At 69.5% G+C, this 16,493-nt stretch carries 11 protein-coding genes and 1 pseudogene; 5 read left to right on the top strand and 7 right to left on the bottom strand.

The genetic code is table 11. The features are described from left to right. Positions 1–12: 12 nt before the first annotated feature. Genes ZRA01_RS02230 through ZRA01_RS02255 form a run of 6 tightly spaced genes read right to left on the bottom strand, consistent with a single transcriptional unit; the run spans position 13 to position 9,596 of the window. A complete protein-coding gene (locus tag ZRA01_RS02230; RefSeq protein ID WP_141349125.1) occupies positions 13–1,341 on the bottom strand; it encodes a ferredoxin reductase family protein in 1,329 nt (442 codons plus the stop codon). A gap of 24 nt (positions 1,342–1,365) precedes the next feature. Next, positions 1,366–3,219: a PHA/PHB synthase family protein gene (locus tag ZRA01_RS02235; protein ID WP_141349126.1), complete on the bottom strand. Its 1,854-nt coding sequence runs from the start codon at positions 3,217–3,219 to the stop codon at positions 1,366–1,368. Between the two features lie 20 nt (positions 3,220–3,239). Then, positions 3,240–4,379, bottom strand: a complete 1,140-nt coding sequence (locus tag ZRA01_RS02240; RefSeq protein ID WP_141349127.1) for an ABC transporter permease — start codon at positions 4,377–4,379, stop codon at positions 3,240–3,242. Positions 4,380–4,390: 11 nt separating this feature from the next. Then, on the bottom strand, positions 4,391–7,111 hold the full coding sequence (gene rbbA, locus ZRA01_RS02245) for a ribosome-associated ATPase/putative transporter RbbA (RefSeq protein ID WP_141349128.1): 2,721 nt from the start codon (positions 7,109–7,111) through the stop codon (positions 4,391–4,393). Continuing rightward, entirely contained in the window at positions 7,108–8,178 is a 1,071-nt protein-coding gene (locus ZRA01_RS02250; RefSeq protein WP_141349129.1) for an HlyD family secretion protein, read from the bottom strand. Before ZRA01_RS02250 ends, rbbA begins: the two co-directional genes overlap by 4 nt. Before the next feature lie 17 nt (positions 8,179–8,195). Beyond that, complete coding sequence (locus tag ZRA01_RS02255; RefSeq protein WP_170182877.1) at positions 8,196–9,596, bottom strand: efflux transporter outer membrane subunit; 1,401 nt, start codon at positions 9,594–9,596, stop codon at positions 8,196–8,198. 233 nt (positions 9,597–9,829) lie between these two features. Between ZRA01_RS02255 and ZRA01_RS02260 the strand changes: the two genes are divergently transcribed. Beyond that, entirely contained in the window at positions 9,830–10,489 is a 660-nt protein-coding gene (locus tag ZRA01_RS02260) for a TetR/AcrR family transcriptional regulator (protein WP_141349131.1), read from the top strand. Here ZRA01_RS02260 and ZRA01_RS02265 read toward each other — a convergent pair. Further along, positions 10,465–11,601 (bottom strand): GNAT family N-acetyltransferase, encoded by a 1,137-nt coding sequence (locus tag ZRA01_RS02265; protein ID WP_218028636.1) that lies wholly within the window; start codon positions 11,599–11,601, stop codon positions 10,465–10,467. The genes ZRA01_RS02260 and ZRA01_RS02265 overlap by 25 nt on opposite strands. A 65-nt stretch (positions 11,602–11,666) precedes the next feature. Here ZRA01_RS02265 and ZRA01_RS02270 point away from each other — a divergent pair, with 65 nt between their 5' ends. The 4 genes and pseudogenes from ZRA01_RS02270 to ZRA01_RS02285 form a co-directional block, all read left to right on the top strand. Further along, positions 11,667–13,286, top strand: coding sequence for an NAD+ synthase (locus ZRA01_RS02270; RefSeq protein WP_141349133.1), 1,620 nt, complete (start codon positions 11,667–11,669; stop codon positions 13,284–13,286). An 83-nt stretch (positions 13,287–13,369) separates the two neighbouring features. After that, positions 13,370–13,708: a P-II family nitrogen regulator gene (locus ZRA01_RS02275; RefSeq protein WP_141349134.1), complete on the top strand. Its 339-nt coding sequence runs from the start codon at positions 13,370–13,372 to the stop codon at positions 13,706–13,708. Positions 13,709–13,809: 101 nt separating this feature from the next. Continuing rightward, positions 13,810–15,204, top strand: coding sequence for a glutamate--tRNA ligase (gltX, locus tag ZRA01_RS02280; protein WP_141349135.1), 1,395 nt, complete (start codon positions 13,810–13,812; stop codon positions 15,202–15,204). Positions 15,205–15,328: 124 nt separating this feature from the next. Continuing rightward, a pseudogene (locus ZRA01_RS02285) lies at positions 15,329–16,407 on the top strand (IS3 family transposase); the annotation flags it as partial. Between the last annotated feature and the right edge of the window lie 86 nt (positions 16,408–16,493).

Below are 16,493 nucleotides of genomic sequence, written 5' to 3' on the forward strand. Positions count from 1 at the left end.
CAGGCACCGGCCTCAGCGCATGTCGAAGAGCTCCTGGTGGAAGTCTGCCGCCGGGAGGCCCTGGTCGGTGAACGCCTCCCGCAGCGCGCTGCCGAAGGCCGCCGGGCCGCAGAACCAGAAGTCCGCCGTCTTCCAGTCGGGCACCGCCGCGGCGATGCGCCGGGCGTCCAGCCGCCCGTCCCGCTGGCTGACCAGCACGTGCAGCGTCACGCCGGCGTCTTCGGCGCGCTGGCGCACCTTGTTGATGAACACCGCATCCGGCGCGCTGGTGGTGTAAAAAAGGTCTATCCGCTTGCCGTCGGGTGCCAAGGCCAGGGCCTGCATGCGGGCGATGAAGGGGGTGATGCCGATGCCGCCGGCCACCCAGATCTGGCGGTTCTTGTCACCCGCAAAGCCGAAGCGTCCGTAGGGGCCTTCCACCGTGACCGGCTGGCCCACCTGCAGCGTGCCCGGCAACTGCCCGGTGTAGTCGCCGAGGCCCTTGATCAGGAAGAACATCCGCCCGTCGCCCTGCCAGGCCGACGAAATGGTGAAGGGGTGGGCACCCTCGTGGCGGTCGAAGGTGACGAAGGCGAACTGGCCGGCGTCGTGGCCGGGCCAGTGGCCCTGCAGCTTGACTGCTACCTTCAGCACCCGGTTGTCCGGGTGGTGGACGAGCTCCTCTATTGTCCCCAGGGCCCGGCGCTGCGCGCCCACCTTGCGCAGTAGCGACACCACCGCGGCGACGCTGCCGCCCGCCATCAGCAGCGCCATCACCGGCCCGACGGGCTGGCTCCAGTAGCCGAAGTTCATCAGCACCACCGAGTGGAACACCAGCAGCAGGTACACCACCGCCATCAGCCGGTGGGTCTGGAAGAAATGCTGGTACGGAAAGCGCTTGATCAGCGCGATGGCGATGAGGACGACCGCCGCGTAGAAGGCCCACTCGCCGATGCTCTCGGCCAGGTCGCGCTGCTCGCGGAGGAAACGGAAGATCTCCACCGTCTCCTCGGCCCGCGGGCCGCGCTTGGGCTTCTCGAGCCAGCCCCAGCCCACCGCCCATTTGGGCAGCTTGGCCCAGGCCCAGTGGACGATGGTGATCACCAGGCCGGTGATGCCCAGCCACTTGTGCAGCCGGTAGGTCTTGTCGAGGCCGCCCAGCCAGGGCTCGACGCGCACCGGGCGCAGGGCCAGCATCATGCCGACGCTCATCACGCCGATGCCGAGGATGCCGGTGTATTGCATCATCGTCTTGCGCAGCGTGAAGAAGGGCCAGTAGGTGCTGAGGATGGGCTCGGCCTGCAGCCACAAAAGGGTGATGCCGGCGATGAGGGCCGCCCAGGCGAGTCGGATGTTGCGCATGTTTTTCAGTTTGCCGCGGCGAGGTTATTTTTCGAGCACATAGGTGCCGGGTGCATCGCCCAGCGCCGGGTGGCTGGCGGTGCCCATGGGTGGCGGTGCCACCGGGGCGTCCGAGTGGGCCGCCAGCCAGGCCGACCAGTCCGGCCACCAGGAGCCCTCGTGGCGGGGGGCGAGGGCCAGCCATTCGTCCGGCGCGATGTAGTTCTCGCCGGCCGGCCGGTCGAGGACCTGGAAGTGGCGCCGGGGCTGGCCGGGCGGGGTGACGATGCCGGCGTTGTGCCCACCGCTGGTGAGCACGAAGCGCAACTCTACACTGGTGAGGTAGTGCAGCTTGTGCACCGAACGCCACGGCGCCACGTGGTCGGTGACGGTGCCGACGCAGTAGCTCGGGGTGTCCAGATCAGACAGCGACACCGGCCGGCCGCCCACCAGGTAGCGGCCCTCCGAGAGCGCGTCGTTGAGGAAGAGCTGGCGCAGGTACTGGCTGTGCATGCGGGCCGGCAGGCGCGTGGTGTCGGCGTTCCAGGCCATCAGGTCGTTCATCGGGGCGCGCTCGCCCATCAAGTATTCGCCCACCATCCGCGACCACAGCAGGTCGTAGGAGCGCAGCAGCTGGAAGGCGCCGGCCATCTGCCCGGCGCTGAGGTAGCCGGTCTCGGCCATCTGGGCTTCGAGCAGGCTGACCTCGCCCTCGTCGATGAAGAGGGCCAGCTCGCCGGGCTCGGTGAAGTCGGTCTGGGCGCAGAAGAGGGTCATCGAGGCGAGGCGATCGTCACCGTCCCGGGCCATCGCGGCGTTGGCGATGGCCAGCAAGGTGCCGCCCAGGCAGTAGCCGGCGGCATGCACCTGGCGGCCCGGCACGATGGCATTGATGGCGTCGAGGGCGGCAAATAAGCCGAGCTGCAGGTAGTCGTCCATGCCCATCCCGGCCTCGTCGCTGCCCGGGTTCTTCCAGGAGATGCAGAACACCGTGAAGCCCTGGCCCACCAGGTAGCGCACCAGCGAGTTGTGGGGAGACAGGTCGAGGATGTAGTACTTCATGATCCACGCCGGGACGATCAGCACCGGCTCGGGGCGCACCTCGCCGGTGGTGGGGGCGTACTGGATCAGCTCCATCAGGCGGGTGCGCAGCACCACCCTGCCCGGCGTCACTGCCACGTCGCGGCCGACGGCGAAGGCTTCGGCGCCGGCCGGCGGCTGGCCGGTGAGGAGGCGGGCCGCGTCGTCGGTGAGGTTGCCCAGGCCGTTCAGCAGGTTGAGGCCGGCGGCGCTTGCGGTGCGCTGCAGCACCACCGGGTTGGTGGCCAGGTAGTTGCCCGGCGAGAAGACGTCGAGCAGCTGGCGGGCGGCGAAGGAGACCACGTGTTCGTGGTGGGGCGAGACGCCGGCGATGCCGGTGGTGGCGGCCTGCCACCACTCCTCGGCGAGCAGGAAGGACTGGTGCATCACGTTGAAGGGCCAGCCCTGCCAGGCGGGGTCGGCGAAGCGTTTGTCCTGGGCCGGCGGCGCGATGCAGCGCAGGGCCGGGAAGCCGGGGCTCGCGAAGGCGACGCTGCCGGCGTATTCGGTGATGCGGCGCAGGTGTTCCTGCGCCAGGCTGACGAGCTCGAGGCGCTTGCCCGGCGAGCCGGCCAGGTGGGCGGCCCAGTCGACGGTGGCGAGGAGCAGCGCCACTGGCGAGATCGACATCGTGGCGCGGGCCACCGCGGCGTGGAAGCGCATATCCAGCGGGTTGCGGCAGGGCGCCGCCGGCGCTGGCGGAGGCGGGTTGGGCAGTGCTGCGGGGGGCTTCGCGGCCGCTTGGGCGGCGGGGCGGGAGGGCTTGGGCTGCGTGGCTTTTGGGTTGGCCTTGCGGCGGGGCGGACGGGGGGTGTTCATGGTTGATCCTTTGCTGGGGGTCAGGCCTGCATCGCGCTGATCGTCTTGCGCAGGCGCTGATGGGCGAGGGCGAAGAAGGCGCCCCCGATTGCCGCGACGATCAGGAACTGGGGCCACACCACCGCGACGCCGGCGTCCCGGAACAGCACCGCCTGGGCCAGGCTGACGTAATGGGTGGTGGGGGTGAAGGACATCAGCACGCGCACCAGCTCGGGCATGCTCTCCCGCGGGGTGAGGGCGCCGGACAGGATCTGCAGCGGCAGCAGCACCAGGATCGACATCAGCCCGAACTGGGGCATGTTGCGGGCGAGGGTGCCCATGAAGATGCCGATCGAGGCCGCAGCGAACAGATAGAGCAGGGTGGCGACGCCGAACAGCAGCACCGAGCCGGGCACGTCGACGGCCAGGAAGCCTTCGACCACCACCTTCAGCGACAGGCTCGAGGCCACCAGCACCACCACCGCCATCGACCACAGCTTGGAGAGCATGATCTCGAGGGGCGTCACCGGCATCACCAGCAGGTGCTCGATGGTGCCGTGCTCCCGCTCGCGGATCAGCGCGGCGCCGGTGAGCAAAATGCCGAGCTGGGTGACGTTGTTGATCACCGCCGTCACCGCGGCAAACCACGCGGCGCTGAGGTTGGGGTTGAACAGGCTGCGCGGCACCAGCTCGACCGGCAGCGGTGCGGGCGCGCGGTAGCGCTGGGCGAAGTCACGGATTTCGTCATTGACGATGCTCTGGATGTAGCCGGTGCCGGTCTGGGCCTGGCTCTGGCGGGTGGCGTCCACGTTCAGCTGGATCGCCGGGCTGCGGCCGGCCAGCACGTCGCGCTGGAAGTTGGGCGGGATGTCGAGCACGAAGGTGTAGCGCCCGGCGTCCATGCCCTGGTCCATCTCGGCGAGGCTGATCCGGGCCGGCGGGATGAACTGGGGGGGCTGCAGCGCGGCGATGATGCGCTCGGAGAGCTGGGAGCGGTCCTCGTCCACCACCGCCACGGCGGCGCGGTGCAGGCTCTCGGGCTTGGAGTGGGCGTCGGCATACACTGCCACGCTGAACATGAAGACGGTCAGGAACAGCATCGTCATGTCGCCGAGCAGGCTGTGGAACTCCTTGAGGCCCAGGTGCCAGGTGTTGTGGAGGAGGTTTTCGCGGGCTGCCATGGCGGTCTCCGTCAGCGGCCCTGCTTGCGCAGAAGCAGCATCGACAGCAGCGTGAGCACCGGCACCGCGATCAGCAGCGGCACGAAGGCGCCGCCCAGGTCGGCAAAGTCGAGGGCCTTGTCGAAGGTGCCGCGGCTGATGGTGAGGAAGTGGGTGGTCGGGTAGGCGGCGCCCACCCACGCGCCGCCGCCTTCAAGGGATGACACCGGGTCGAGCATGCCCGAGAACTGGATCGCCGGCAGCAGGGTGCCGATGGAGGTGCCGGCCATCGCGGCGATCTGGCTGTCTGTGACCGTCGACATCAATAGCCCCAGCCCGGTGGTGGCGGTGACATACACCAGCGCCCCGGCGCACAGCGTGAGCAGGCTGCCCTTGAAAGGCACCTGGAACAGAAAGATCGCCAGCAGGAAGAGCAGCGCAAAGTTGAACAGCGACAGCCCGATGTAGGGCAGCTGCTTGCCGAGCAGGAACTCCAGCTTGGTGACCGGCGTGGTGTAAACATTGAGGATGGAGCCGAGCTCTTTCTCGCGCACCACGCCGAGGGCGGTGAGCATGGCCGGGATGAAGACCAGCAGCATCGGGATCACCGCCGGCACCATCGCCACCAGGCTCAGCATTTCGGGGTTGTAGCGGTAGCGCACCTCGATGGTGGCGAGGCCGGCGGGGTGGCTGCCGGTGGCCTGGGCGACCCCCTCGGTGAGCGTGCGGGTGTGCAGGCCGATCACGTAGCCGCGGGCGACTTCGGCGCGCATCGGCATCGCGCCGTCGAGCCACAGGCCGATCTCGGGGCGGGCGCCGCGGGCCAGGTCGCGGCCGAAGCCGGGCGGGATCTCGATCGCCATCGCGAGCTTGCCCGCGCGCATGCGGGCGTCGAGATCGGCGTGGCTTTGCAGCGGCGGCTGCTCGGAAAAATAGCGGGAGCCGGCGATCTCGAGGGTGTAGGCCTCGCTGGCGATGCTCTTGTCCAGGTCGAGCACCGCGTAGCTGAGGTTTTCCACGTCCATCCGGATGCCGTAGCCCATCACCAGCATCAGCAGCACCGTGCCGAGCAGGGCGAGGGTGAGGCGGAAGGGGTCGCGGCGCAGCTCGGTGGCCTCGCGGGCGCTGAAGCTGAGGAGCCGGGCCAGGCTGAAGCGGGCCGGGCGGGTGGGCGTGGCCGGCGTGGGGGCTTCGGGCTGGGGCGGGGGGTCGGCGGCGGCTTCGCTGCCGCTGGCTTCGCTCAGGCAGGCGATGAAGGCGTCTTCGAGGCTGGTCGCGCCGCGGGCCGCCACCAGCGCGGCGGGGGCGTCGCTGGCCAGGATGCGGCCGGCGTGCATCAGCGAGATGCGGTCGCAGCGCTGGGCCTCGTTCATGAAGTGGGTGGTGATGAAGATCGTCACGCCGTCCTGGCGCGAGAGCTGGATGATGAGCTCCCAGAAGCGGTCGCGGGCCACCGGGTCGACGCCCGAGGTGGGTTCGTCGAGGATCAGCACATCCGGCCGGTGGAGCACCGCCACGGCCAACTGCAGGCGCTGGCGGATGCCCAGGGGCAGCGCGTCGGGCAGGGCGTCCAGTACCGGGCCGAGGTCGAAGCGCTCGGCCAGCGCGGCGATGCGGGCGTCGCCCTCGGTCTGGTCGAGCCGGAACAGGCGGGCGTGGAGTTGCAGGTTGCGGCGCACCGAGAGCTCGCCGTACAGCGAGAAGCTCTGGGACATGTAGCCGACCCGCCGGCGGGTGTCGATGTTGGTGGCGTCGAGCACCTCGCCGAGCAGCCGGGCCTCGCCGCGGGTGGGCGGCAAGAGGCCGGTGAGCATCTTCATGGTGGTGGATTTGCCGCAGCCGTTGGAGCCGAGGAAGCCGAAGATCTCGCCGCGACGCACTTCGAGGTTCACATCGTCCACCGCGATGAAGTCGCCGAAGCGCATCTGCAGGCCGCGGGCCGAGATCACCACCTCGCCGGCCGTCAGCGGCGGGATCGTCAGCTTGCTGTGGCCGTCCCGCCGCTCGGGCGGCAGCAGCGCGAGGAAGGCATCTTCGAGGCTGCTGGCGCCGGTGCGGCTGCGCAGCTCGGCCGGCGTGCCCGTGGCCAGCACCCGGCCGCTGTCGACGGCCACCAGCCAGTCGTACTGCTCGGCCTCCTCCATGTAGGCGGTGGCGACCAGCACGCTCATGCCCGGGCGCTTGGCGCGGATGCGGGCGATGAGCTCCCAGAACTGGCGGCGGGACAATGGATCGACGCCGGTGGTGGGCTCGTCGAGGATCAAGAGGTCGGGGTCGTGGATGAGCGCGCAGCACAGGCCGAGCTTCTGCTTCATGCCGCCGGAGAGCTTGTGCGCTGGGCGGTCGGCGAACGCGGCCATGCCGGTGGCGGCCAGCAGCTCGGCGATGCGCCGCGCCCGCTCGGCGCGGCCCTGGCCGAACAGGCGGCCGAAGAAGTCGATGTTCTCGAACACCGACAGGGTGGGGTAGAGGTTCTTGCCGAGGCCCTGGGGCATGTAGGCGATGCGCGGGCAGACGGCCTCCCGGTGGCGCGCCGCAGCCATGTCGCCGCCGAGCACCTCGACCCGCCCCTGCTGGATCTGCCGCGCCCCGGCGATGAGGCCGAGCCATGTCGATTTGCCCACCCCGTCGGGGCCGATGAAGCCCACCATGCGGCCGGCCGGGATCTCCAGATCGACCCCGTCGGCGGCCTGCACCGTGCCGTAGCGGTGGGTGAGGCCGGCGAGCCGGACGACGGGCGCCTCGCCATTCATGGCAGCCGGACCTGCAGTTCATCCGGCCAGGGGCGCGCGGCGTCGAGGCGCAGATGGGCCATGCCGGGCAGGCCGGTCTTGACCTGCTCGGGGTATTTTTGCAGCAGCTCGGGGGCGATGCGCGCCTTCACGCGGAAGACCATCTTCTGGCGTTCGTTGCGGGTTTCGACGGTTTTCGGGGTGAACTGGGCGACGCTCGCCACGTACGACACCTGAGCCGGGATCACGAACTGGCGGGCGGCGTCGAGCACGATGCGCACCTCGCTGCCCAGCGCCACGCGGCCGGCAGCCATCTCGGGCAGGAAGAAGCTCATGTACACGTCGGAGATGTCCACCAGGCTCACCACCTTGCCGCCGCTGCCCACCACCTCGCCGGGCTGCACCACGCGGTACTGCACGCGGCCGCCGCGGGGGGCGCGCAGCACGCCGTCCTCGAGCTCGGTGGCGAGGCGCTCGACCACCGCCACGGCGGCGTCGATGCCGGCCTGGGCCTGGGCGACCTGGGCCTCGGCGGCGCCGATGGCGGCCTTCGCGGCGGCGATCTGGGCCTGGGCGACGCTCACGCTGGCGCCGGCGTTGCGGGCGCGGGCGGCGTCCTCGTCGGCCTGCTGGGCCGAGGTGGCGCGGTCGGCCAGCAGGGCCCGGGAGCGGGCCTCGGTCTTGCGGGCCACGTCGAGCTCGCTCTTGCGCTGCACCAGCAGGGCTTCGGCCATCGCCGCGTCGGCCTTGCGCTGGGCGACCATTGCCAGCGCCGTCTGCTTTGCGCTCTTCGCGTTGGCCACCTGGGCGCGGGCCTGGGCCAGCTGGGCGTCGATGGCGCGGGTGTCCATGCGGGCAATCACCTGGCCGGCCTTCACGAAGTCGCCTTCGTTCACCAGGATCTCGGCGACCCGGCCGGCGAGCTTGGCGGCCACGTCCACCTCGACGGCCTCGATGCGGCCGTTGCCCGTCACGAAGCTGCCATCGTCGGCGGTCGGGCGGAGCTTCTGCCAGGCCAGGAGCGCTGCGATCAGGGCGGCGGCCAGCAGCGCGCTGCGGACGAGCCAGGTTCGGGTGTCGGGTTTCATCGTGCTTCCTTCGGGCTTCAGCGCGGCGCGCCGCCGCCCAGGGCCTTGTAGAGGTTGACGGTGCTGGCCATGTGGGCGCGGCGCAGCTGGACCAGGGCCTGCTCGGCGGTGAACAGCGCTCGCTGGGCGTCGAGCACGTCGAGATAGCTGCTCACACCGCGCTCGAAGCGCAGGGTGGCCAGCCGGGCCCGGTCGGATTCGGTGGCCACCAGGGCCTGCTGCTCGCGCACCTGTGCGGCCAGCCAGTGGCGGGCAGCGAGGGCGTCGGCCACCTCCCGGAAGGCGGCCTGGATGCTGGCCTCGTAGTCGGCCACCGCCACCAGCCGGCGGGCCTCGGCGAGGCTCAGGTTGGCGCGGTTGCGGCCGCCGTCGAAGAGGGGCAGGCGCAGCGCGGGGGTGAAGCTCCACGTGCTGGCGCCGCCGCGGAAGAGGCCGTCGAGCTCGGCGCTGGAGCTGCCGCCGAAGCCGGTGAGCGTGATGTTGGGCAGGAAGGCGGCACGGGCCGCGCGGATGCTGGCCTGGCTGGCGGTTAGGCGCTTCTCGGCGGCGCGGAGGTCGGGCCGGCGGGTGAGGAGCTCGGCGGGCAGGCCGGGCGGCAGCGGGCCCTCCAGGCCCTGCTCGGCCAGCGGTGCCGGCGGCGCTTCGGGGGTCGGCGCGTGGCCGGTGAGCTGGGCCAGCAGGGCGTCGTTCTGGGCGCGCTGGCGTTCGAGGGCGGCCAGCTCGCCGCGGGTGTTGAGGAGCAGGGACTCGACCTGGCGCAGCTCGAGGTCGGAGCTGCTGCCCACCTCGGCCCGCCGGCGCATGATGCGGAAGGATTCCTCGCGGGTCGCCAGGGCCATCCGGGCCAGCACGATGCGCTCGTCGAGCTCTCGCGCCAGCAGGTAGGCGTTGGCGAGCTGGGCGACGAGGCCGAGCTCGAAGGCCTGGCGGGCTTCGTCGGTGGCGAGGAACTGGTTGAGGGCCGCATCGTTGAGGCTCTTCACGCGGCCCCAGAAGTCGATTTCATAGGTGACCAGGTTGGCGCCGGCCCGGTAGTTGCCGCCGATCTTGTCGCGGCCGGTGACCGACAGGTCGGCCGGCGTGCGGCTGCGGGTGCCGGCGGCGCCTAGGTCGATGGCCGGGCGGCCGGCGGCCTCCTGGATGTCGTAGGTGGCGCGGGCTTCGGCCACCCGGGCAACGGCCACGCGCAGGTCGCGGTTGTGGGCCAGGGCGCTGGTGATGAGGGCACGCAGGTGAGGGTCGGCGAAGAGGGCGTCCCAGCTGGCGGGGCGCTGGGCGGCAGCTTCAGGGGCGAGGGCGTAGGTTTGCGGGAGCTCGCCTTGGGGCGGGGCGCCCGGGCCGGCGCACGCAGCCAGCCCCGCTGCGACGCAGGCGAGAAGCGTTGCGCTGAAACGGGGGGTGCTTGAAACAGGCTTCACGATGACTCCCTGCCGGGTGCCCGGCGAGCGTTGCTACCTTAGGCGTATTCCAACACTTGTTGGAAACTCCGGCAAGGGCGCGGGAGCGCTTCGTGCCGGTGTCGTGCAGGAGGATTGATCGGGGTCAATATTTTCACCAACGTTCGTTGGATTATTGACGGGTGAGGCGGTGCGATGTTCTGGCCTCGCCCGCGCTTTCATCCACTTGTCTTCATTTTTGAAGGGGCCCCGCCATGCCTGCCAACGATGCGTCCCGCAGCCCCGGCCGCCCCCGGGGTGGCGATTCGGCCTGTCGCGGGCGCTTGCTGGAGGCGGCGATGGAGGCCTTTGCGCGCAGCGGCTACGACGGCGCCAGCCTGCGGGCGATTGCGCTGGCGGCCGACTGCGACGTCTCGATGGTGGCCCACTATTTCGGCTCGAAGGCCGAGCTGTGGCGGGCGATGGTCGATGAGCTGGCCCAGCGCCACCAGGCCGACCGCGCCGAGATCGCCCGCAGCCTCGCCGAGCCGGGCGTGGCGCTGGAGGCGCGGGTGCGCCGCGGGGCGGGCCTGCTGTTCGACCGCATCGCCCGCCAGGCGCCGCTGGCCCGCCTGCTGATGCGCGAGGCGGCCGAGACCGGCGAGCGGGCCACCTATGTGCTCACGCAGCTGATGCAGCCCAATCTGGAGCTCTACCGGCCCCTGTGGGAGGAGGCGATGGACGCCGGCATCCTGGGCCGGAGCGATGTCGTGGTGGCCCACACGGCGCTGGTCGGGGCGATCGCCTTGGTGATCTCGATGCGGGTGTCGATCGCCCGCCTGAGCGGCCGTGAGATGGAGGTGGCCACGCTGCGGGATGAGTTTCTGGACGTGCTGCTGCGGCACGGGCCTCAGGGCGCCTCGCCGGCGCGGTAGGGCAGCCGCTCGGAGAGCTCGTCCAGGTAGTCCTCGACGCCTCCACGCTCGCGGGCCAGGAAGTCGGCTACCGCGTCGGCAAAGCGCGGGTCGGCGATCCAGTGGGCCGAGGTGGTGCGCACCGGCTCGAGGCCGCGGGACAGCTTGTGTTCGCCCTGGGCGCCGCCTTCGAAGCGACTGATGCCTTCGGCGATGGCGTAGGCGATGGCCTGGTAATAGCAGGCTTCGAAGTGCAGGCAGGGGATGTATTCGACGGCGCCCCAGTAGCGGCCGTAGAGGGCGTCGGCGCCCTGCAGGAAGAAGCTCGCCGCCACCGGCTGGCCGGCGCGCTCGGCGATCATCAGCACGCAGGCGTCGCCGGCCTGGCTGGCGTGGTCGGCGAAGAAGGCGCGGCTGAGGTAGGGCGTGGAGCGGTGCTCGGCGTAGGTGCGGGCGTAGCAGGCGTGGAAGAAGGCCCAGTCGTCGGCCTGGATCTGCGCGCCGCGCAGGATGCGGAAGGCGATGCCGGCCTCGGCCACCTTGCGCCGCTCCTGGCGGATCTTCTTGCGCTTGGCGTGGGTGAGGTGGGCGAGGAAGTCGTCGAAGCTGGCATAGCCTGCGTTGTGCCAGTGGAACTGCACGCCGTGGCGGAGTTCCAGCCCGGCAGCCTGCAGCCAGCCGGCTTCCTCGTCGGTGGGGAAGAGCAGGTGGAAGGACGAGGCGCCGGAGCCCTGCACCATCTCCAGCACCCGGGCGAGCAGTAGCTGGCGGCTGGCCTCGTCGCGGCCGAGGATGCGCTGGCCGGGCACCGGCGTGAAGGGCAGGGCGGCCAGCCACTTGGGGTAGTAATCCAGTCCGTGGCGCTGGTAGGCGTCGGCCCAGGCCCAGTCGAACACGTACTCGCCGTAGGAGTGGGCCTTGAGGTAGAGCGGCATCGCCGCGACGAGGGTGTCGCCTTCCCACAGCGCGGCGTGGCGGGGCGTCCAGCCCGTGCGCGGGGCGACGCAGCCGGAGGCCTCGAGGCCGGCCAGGAGGGCGTGGGCGAGGGGGGCCTGGCCGGCGAGGGCGTCCCACTGGGGCGCGGGGATCTCGGCGAGGGCGGCGTGGAGGCGTAAAGTGGGCATGGCGGCCATCCTACACCGGGCCGGCAGCACGCCGGGGCGCGGTGCGCGGCGGCTTCGCGGTATAGTGTCGCCCCATGAAAACCCCTCTTTCCGTTGCGGTCGCCCAGCTCGATTGTGTCGTGGGCGACATCTCCGGCAATGCGCGCCGGATCCTCGATGCGGTAGCCCGGGCCAAGGCCGCGGGTGCCGATGTGCTGCTCACCCCCGAACTCGCCCTGTGCGGCTACCCGCCTGAAGACCTGCTGCTGCGGCCGGCCTTTCTGGATGCCTGCGCCGAGGAGCTTGAGGCGCTGGCGGCGCATGTGCACGGCATCACGGTGATCGTCGGCTACCCGGCCGAGCGGGCCGGCGAGCGCTTCAACGCCGCCGCGGTGATCCAGGACGGCCGCGTGGCGCGCACCTACTTCAAGCACCGCCTGCCCAACTACGAGGTCTTCGACGAGGAGCGTTACTTCGAGTCCGGCCATGAGGCCTGCGTGTTCGAACTCAAGGGCGTGCGGGTGGGTGTCAACATCTGCGCCGACGTGTGGGAATCGGGTGCCGCCGACGTGGCCCGCGGGGCCGGTGCCGAGCTGCTGCTGGTGCTCAACGCCTCGCCCTTCCACATGTACAAGCAGGGCCTGCGCTACGAGGTGCTGCGCGAGCGCATCGCCGACACCGGCCTGCCGGTGGTGTATTGCAACCTGGTGGGCGGTCAGGACGAGCTGGTCTTCGACGGCGGCTCGTTCGCCCTCGACCGGGACGGCACGCTGGCCTGGCAGGGTGTGTCGTTTGCCGAGGAACTCGCGGTGCTGCGCTTTGCCGACGGCGCCTGGCTCGACCGTGGCGTGCCGGCGGCGCGCCCGGTTGAGGCGGATGTCTACGACGCGCTGGTGCTGGGCGTGCGCGACTATCTCGGCAAGAACGGCTTCCCCGGCGCGCTGATCGGCCTGTCGGGGGGCGTCGATTCAGCCCTCACGTTGGCCATCGCCGTCGACGCGCTGGGCGCCGACAAGGTCCGCGCGGTGATGATGCCCTCGCCCTACACCGCCCAGATGAGCCTGGACGATTCCCGCGAGATGGTGCGCCGCATCGGCGTGCGCTACGACGAGATCGCCATCGAGCCTGCCATGCACACCTTCGCCGACATGCTGGCGCCCCAGTTTGCCGGCCTGCCCGAGGACACCACCGAAGAGAACCTGCAGTCGCGCATCCGCGGCATGCTGCTGATGGCGCTGTCCAACAAGACCGGCGCGATCGTGCTCACCACCGGCAACAAGAGCGAGATGGCCACCGGCTACGCCACGCTTTACGGCGACATGGCGGGCGGTTTTGCGGTGATCAAGGACATCTACAAGACCTTTGTGTACCGTCTGTGCGCGTGGCGCAACGCCCAGCCGGGCGGCCCGGTGATCCCCGACAACATCCTCACCCGCCCGCCCTCGGCCGAGCTCAAGCCCGACCAGTGCGACCAGGATTCCCTGCCGCCCTACGAGGTGCTCGACGCCATCATCGCCGCCTACATGGAAGAAGACCTGTCGCCCCGCGAGATCGTCGCCCGCGGCTACCCCGAGGCCGACGTGCGGCGCGCGGTGGCGATGTTGCGGCGCAACGAATACAAGCGCCGCCAGGCGCCGCCGGGCGTGCGCGTCACCCAGCGCGGCTTTGGCAAGGACTGGCGCTACCCGATCACCTCGCGCTACCGCGACGCCTGAACGCACGAAACCACCACGAGGCCGCTTGGAAGCGGCCCGCCAACAGCAGCCCGACCGCCTGACCATTCCAAGGAGAACATCCGATGAAAAAAATCGAAGCCGTGATCAAGCCCTTCAAGCTCGACGAAGTGCGTGAAGCCCTCTCTGAGGTCGGCATCACCGGCCTGACGGTGACCGAAGTGAAGGGCTTCGGCCGCCAGAAGGGCCACACCGAGCTCTATCGCGGCGCCGAATACGTGGTGGATTTCCTGCCCAAGGTGAAGATCGAGGTGGTCGTCGCCACCGACGTGGTCGACCAGGCCGTCGAAGCCATCATCAAGGCCGCCCGCACCGGCAAGATCGGCGACGGCAAGATCTTTGTCATGCCGGTCGAGCAGGTTGTGCGCATCCGCACCGGCGAGACCAACGAATCGGCGATCTGAGCCTCGGCCCGCCTTGAAGAAAGCCCGCCCCCGCGGGCTTTTTGTTTTTGTGGGGTGGCTTCGCGTAAAATGTGATGTTTTACGCATTTTCGGATTCACCCATGGCCTCCACCGTCCGCACCCGCTTCGCCCCCAGCCCCACCGGTTACCTGCACATCGGAGGCGCGCGCACCGCGCTGTTCTCGTGGGCCTACGCGCGGCGCCACGGCGGCCAGTTCATCCTGCGCATCGAAGACACCGACGTGGCCCGCTCCACGCCCGAGGCCGTGCAGGCCATCCTCGACGGCATGAGCTGGCTCGACCTCAACTGGGACGAAGGCCCGTTCTACCAGATGCAGCGCATGGACCGCTACAAGGCGGTGATCCAGGAAATGCTCGCCGCCGGCAGCGCCTACCACTGCTACATGCCGCCCGAAGAGCTCGACGCCCTGCGCGAAGCCCAGCGCGCCCGTGGTGAAAAGCCCCGCTACGACGGCCGCTGGCGCCCCGAGCCGGGCAAGCAGCTGCCCGAGCCGCCGGCTGGCATTGCACCTGTGATCCGCTTCAGGAACCCCACGGATGGCGTGGTGGCCTGGGACGACTTGGTCAAGGGCCGCATCGAGATCGCCAATGCCGAGATGGACGACCTCATCATCGCCCGCGCCGACGGCACGCCCACCTACAACTTCTGCGTGTGCGTGGACGACTGGGACATGGGCATCACCCAGGTCATCCGCGGCGACGACCACGTAAATAACACCCCGCGCCAGATCAACATCCTGAAGGCCCTCGGCGCCGTGGTGCCGCAGTATGCCCACCTGTCGATGATCCTCGGCGACGACGGCCAGAAGCTCTCCAAGCGCCACGGCGCGGTGAGCGTCACCCAGTACGACGACGACGGCTACCTGCCCGAGGCCGTCATCAACTATCTGGCCCGCCTCGGCTGGAGCCACGGCGACGACGAGATTTTCAGCCGCGCGCAGTTGGTGGAGTGGTTCGACCTCGACCACATCACCCCGTCGGCGGCCCAGTTCAACACCGAAAAGCTCAACTGGCTTAACGCCCATTACATCAAGCAGAGTGACAATGCGGCCCTGGCGGCCGATGTCTCCCGCCGACTCGCGAAGCGCGGCGTCGACCCCGAAACCGGCCCGTCGCTCGAGGCGATCATCGGGCTCTACAAGGATCGTGTCGCCACGCTTAACGAACTCGCCGATGCCGCCGAGGCCTTCTACATCGACCTGCACCCGGCGCCGGAGCTGGTCGCGCAGCACCTGACGGACGCGGCGCGTGCGGCACTGGCCACCTTGCGCGGCAAGCTCGAAGTGGTGGCGTGGGAGAAGGCCGCGATCTCTGCCGCGATCAAGGAGACCTGCGCGGAGCACGGCATGAAGATGCCGCAGGTGGCGATCCCGCTGCGAGTGCTGCTGCTGGGGCAGACGCAGACGCCGGCGATTGATGGGGTGGTGGAGGTGATGGGGCGGGGTCCGGCAGGGGAGAGGATGGGGAGGGGGTGAAGTTTGCGTAAACCGAAAAATTGCAGTGGGTCGGTTTTATTGGACTTTAATGTCTGAGCTGCCCCCCGAATTTCGTCTTCCAACGTAGTCGTCGTACGATCGACAGCACGAGAGGAAGAACGACATGAAACGCATCCCGAAGCAGGAATACACGGCCGAGTTCAAGGAGCAGGCCGTCAAGCGCGCCGACGAGGTTGGCAGCATCGCCCGTGTCGCCGAGGAACTGGGGCTGGTCGAGCAGACACTGCGCAACTGGGTGAAAGCGGCGAAGGCGGGCAAGCTCAATCCGGCCGGTGCCAGGCAGATCACTGCCGAGCAGATGGAGTTGTCCCGGTTGCGCGCCCAGGTGGCCCGGCTCGAGATGGAGCTGGAAATCACAAAAAAAGCGGCGGCATATTTCGCGAAGGAGCTGCTGTGAAATATGCCTGGATCGACACGCAGCGCAGCGCCTTCCCGTTGCCCGTCCTGTGCGACGCCCTGTCGGTGAGCCAGAGCGGTTTTCGGGCCTGGCAAGCGGGCGGTACCCAGGAGCGCAAGCGACTCACCGACGGGCAGGCCCTGGTGCTGATCCGCACGATCCACCAGGAGGTCCGGCAGGCCTACGGCGCCCGGCGCATTCATGCCGAGTTGCGTGGGCGTGGCTACCGGATCGGCTTGCCACGCATCGAGCGTCTGATGCGCGAGAACGGCATCCGGGCGCGGCACAAGCGGCGTTACAAGGCAACGACGGACTCCCGGCACAGCCTGCCGGTGGCGCCGAATGTGCTCGATCGCCACTTCGCGCCCGAGGCCCCGAATCGCGTGTGGACGGGCGACATCACCTACATCGCCACCGCCGAGGGCTGGCTGTATCTGGCGGTCGTGATTGATCTGTTCAACCGCGAGGTGATCGGCTGGTCGATCAAGTCGCGGATGACGACCGATCTGGTGCTCGATGCGCTGTTGATGGCCTGGTTCCGCCGTCGGCCAGAACCGGGGGTGCTGTTCCACTCCGACCGCGGCAGCCAGTACGCCAGTCATGCCTACCAGGCCCGTCTGGCCACCTACGGCATGCGCGGATCGATGTCGCGCAAGGGCAACTGCTGGGACAACGCCCCGACCGAGAGCTTCTTCAACAGCCTCAAGAACGAGCGAGTGCATGGCGTGCGTTACGCGACGCGCGACGAGGCGGCGAGCGACCTGTTCCAGTACATCGCCGTGTTCGAGGTGCCCTAAAGATTTACGGCACAGTGCTCGTCCTGTGTTCCAATCTGGCTGCCTGACTTTCTCGCGGTCTTAGCAGTTTAACG

Source organism: Zoogloea ramigera, from assembly GCF_006539865.1.
Lineage (GTDB): Bacteria > Pseudomonadota > Gammaproteobacteria > Burkholderiales > Rhodocyclaceae > Zoogloea > Zoogloea ramigera.

Coding starts and splice junctions, on each gene's coding strand:
- ZRA01_RS02230 (WP_141349125.1), bottom strand. CDS start 1,341: ATGCGCAACATCCGACTCGCCTGGGCGGCCCTCATCGCCGGCATCACC.
- ZRA01_RS02235 (WP_141349126.1), bottom strand. CDS start 3,219: ATGAACACCCCCCGTCCGCCCCGCCGCAAGGCCAACCCAAAAGCCACG.
- ZRA01_RS02240 (WP_141349127.1), bottom strand. CDS start 4,379: ATGGCAGCCCGCGAAAACCTCCTCCACAACACCTGGCACCTGGGCCTC.
- rbbA (WP_141349128.1), bottom strand. CDS start 7,111: ATGAATGGCGAGGCGCCCGTCGTCCGGCTCGCCGGCCTCACCCACCGC.
- ZRA01_RS02250 (WP_141349129.1), bottom strand. CDS start 8,178: ATGAAACCCGACACCCGAACCTGGCTCGTCCGCAGCGCGCTGCTGGCC.
- ZRA01_RS02260 (WP_141349131.1), top strand. CDS start 9,830: ATGCCTGCCAACGATGCGTCCCGCAGCCCCGGCCGCCCCCGGGGTGGC.
- ZRA01_RS02265 (WP_218028636.1), bottom strand. CDS start 11,601: ATGGCCGCCATGCCCACTTTACGCCTCCACGCCGCCCTCGCCGAGATC.
- ZRA01_RS02270 (WP_141349133.1), top strand. CDS start 11,667: ATGAAAACCCCTCTTTCCGTTGCGGTCGCCCAGCTCGATTGTGTCGTG.
- ZRA01_RS02275 (WP_141349134.1), top strand. CDS start 13,370: ATGAAAAAAATCGAAGCCGTGATCAAGCCCTTCAAGCTCGACGAAGTG.
- gltX (WP_141349135.1), top strand. CDS start 13,810: ATGGCCTCCACCGTCCGCACCCGCTTCGCCCCCAGCCCCACCGGTTAC.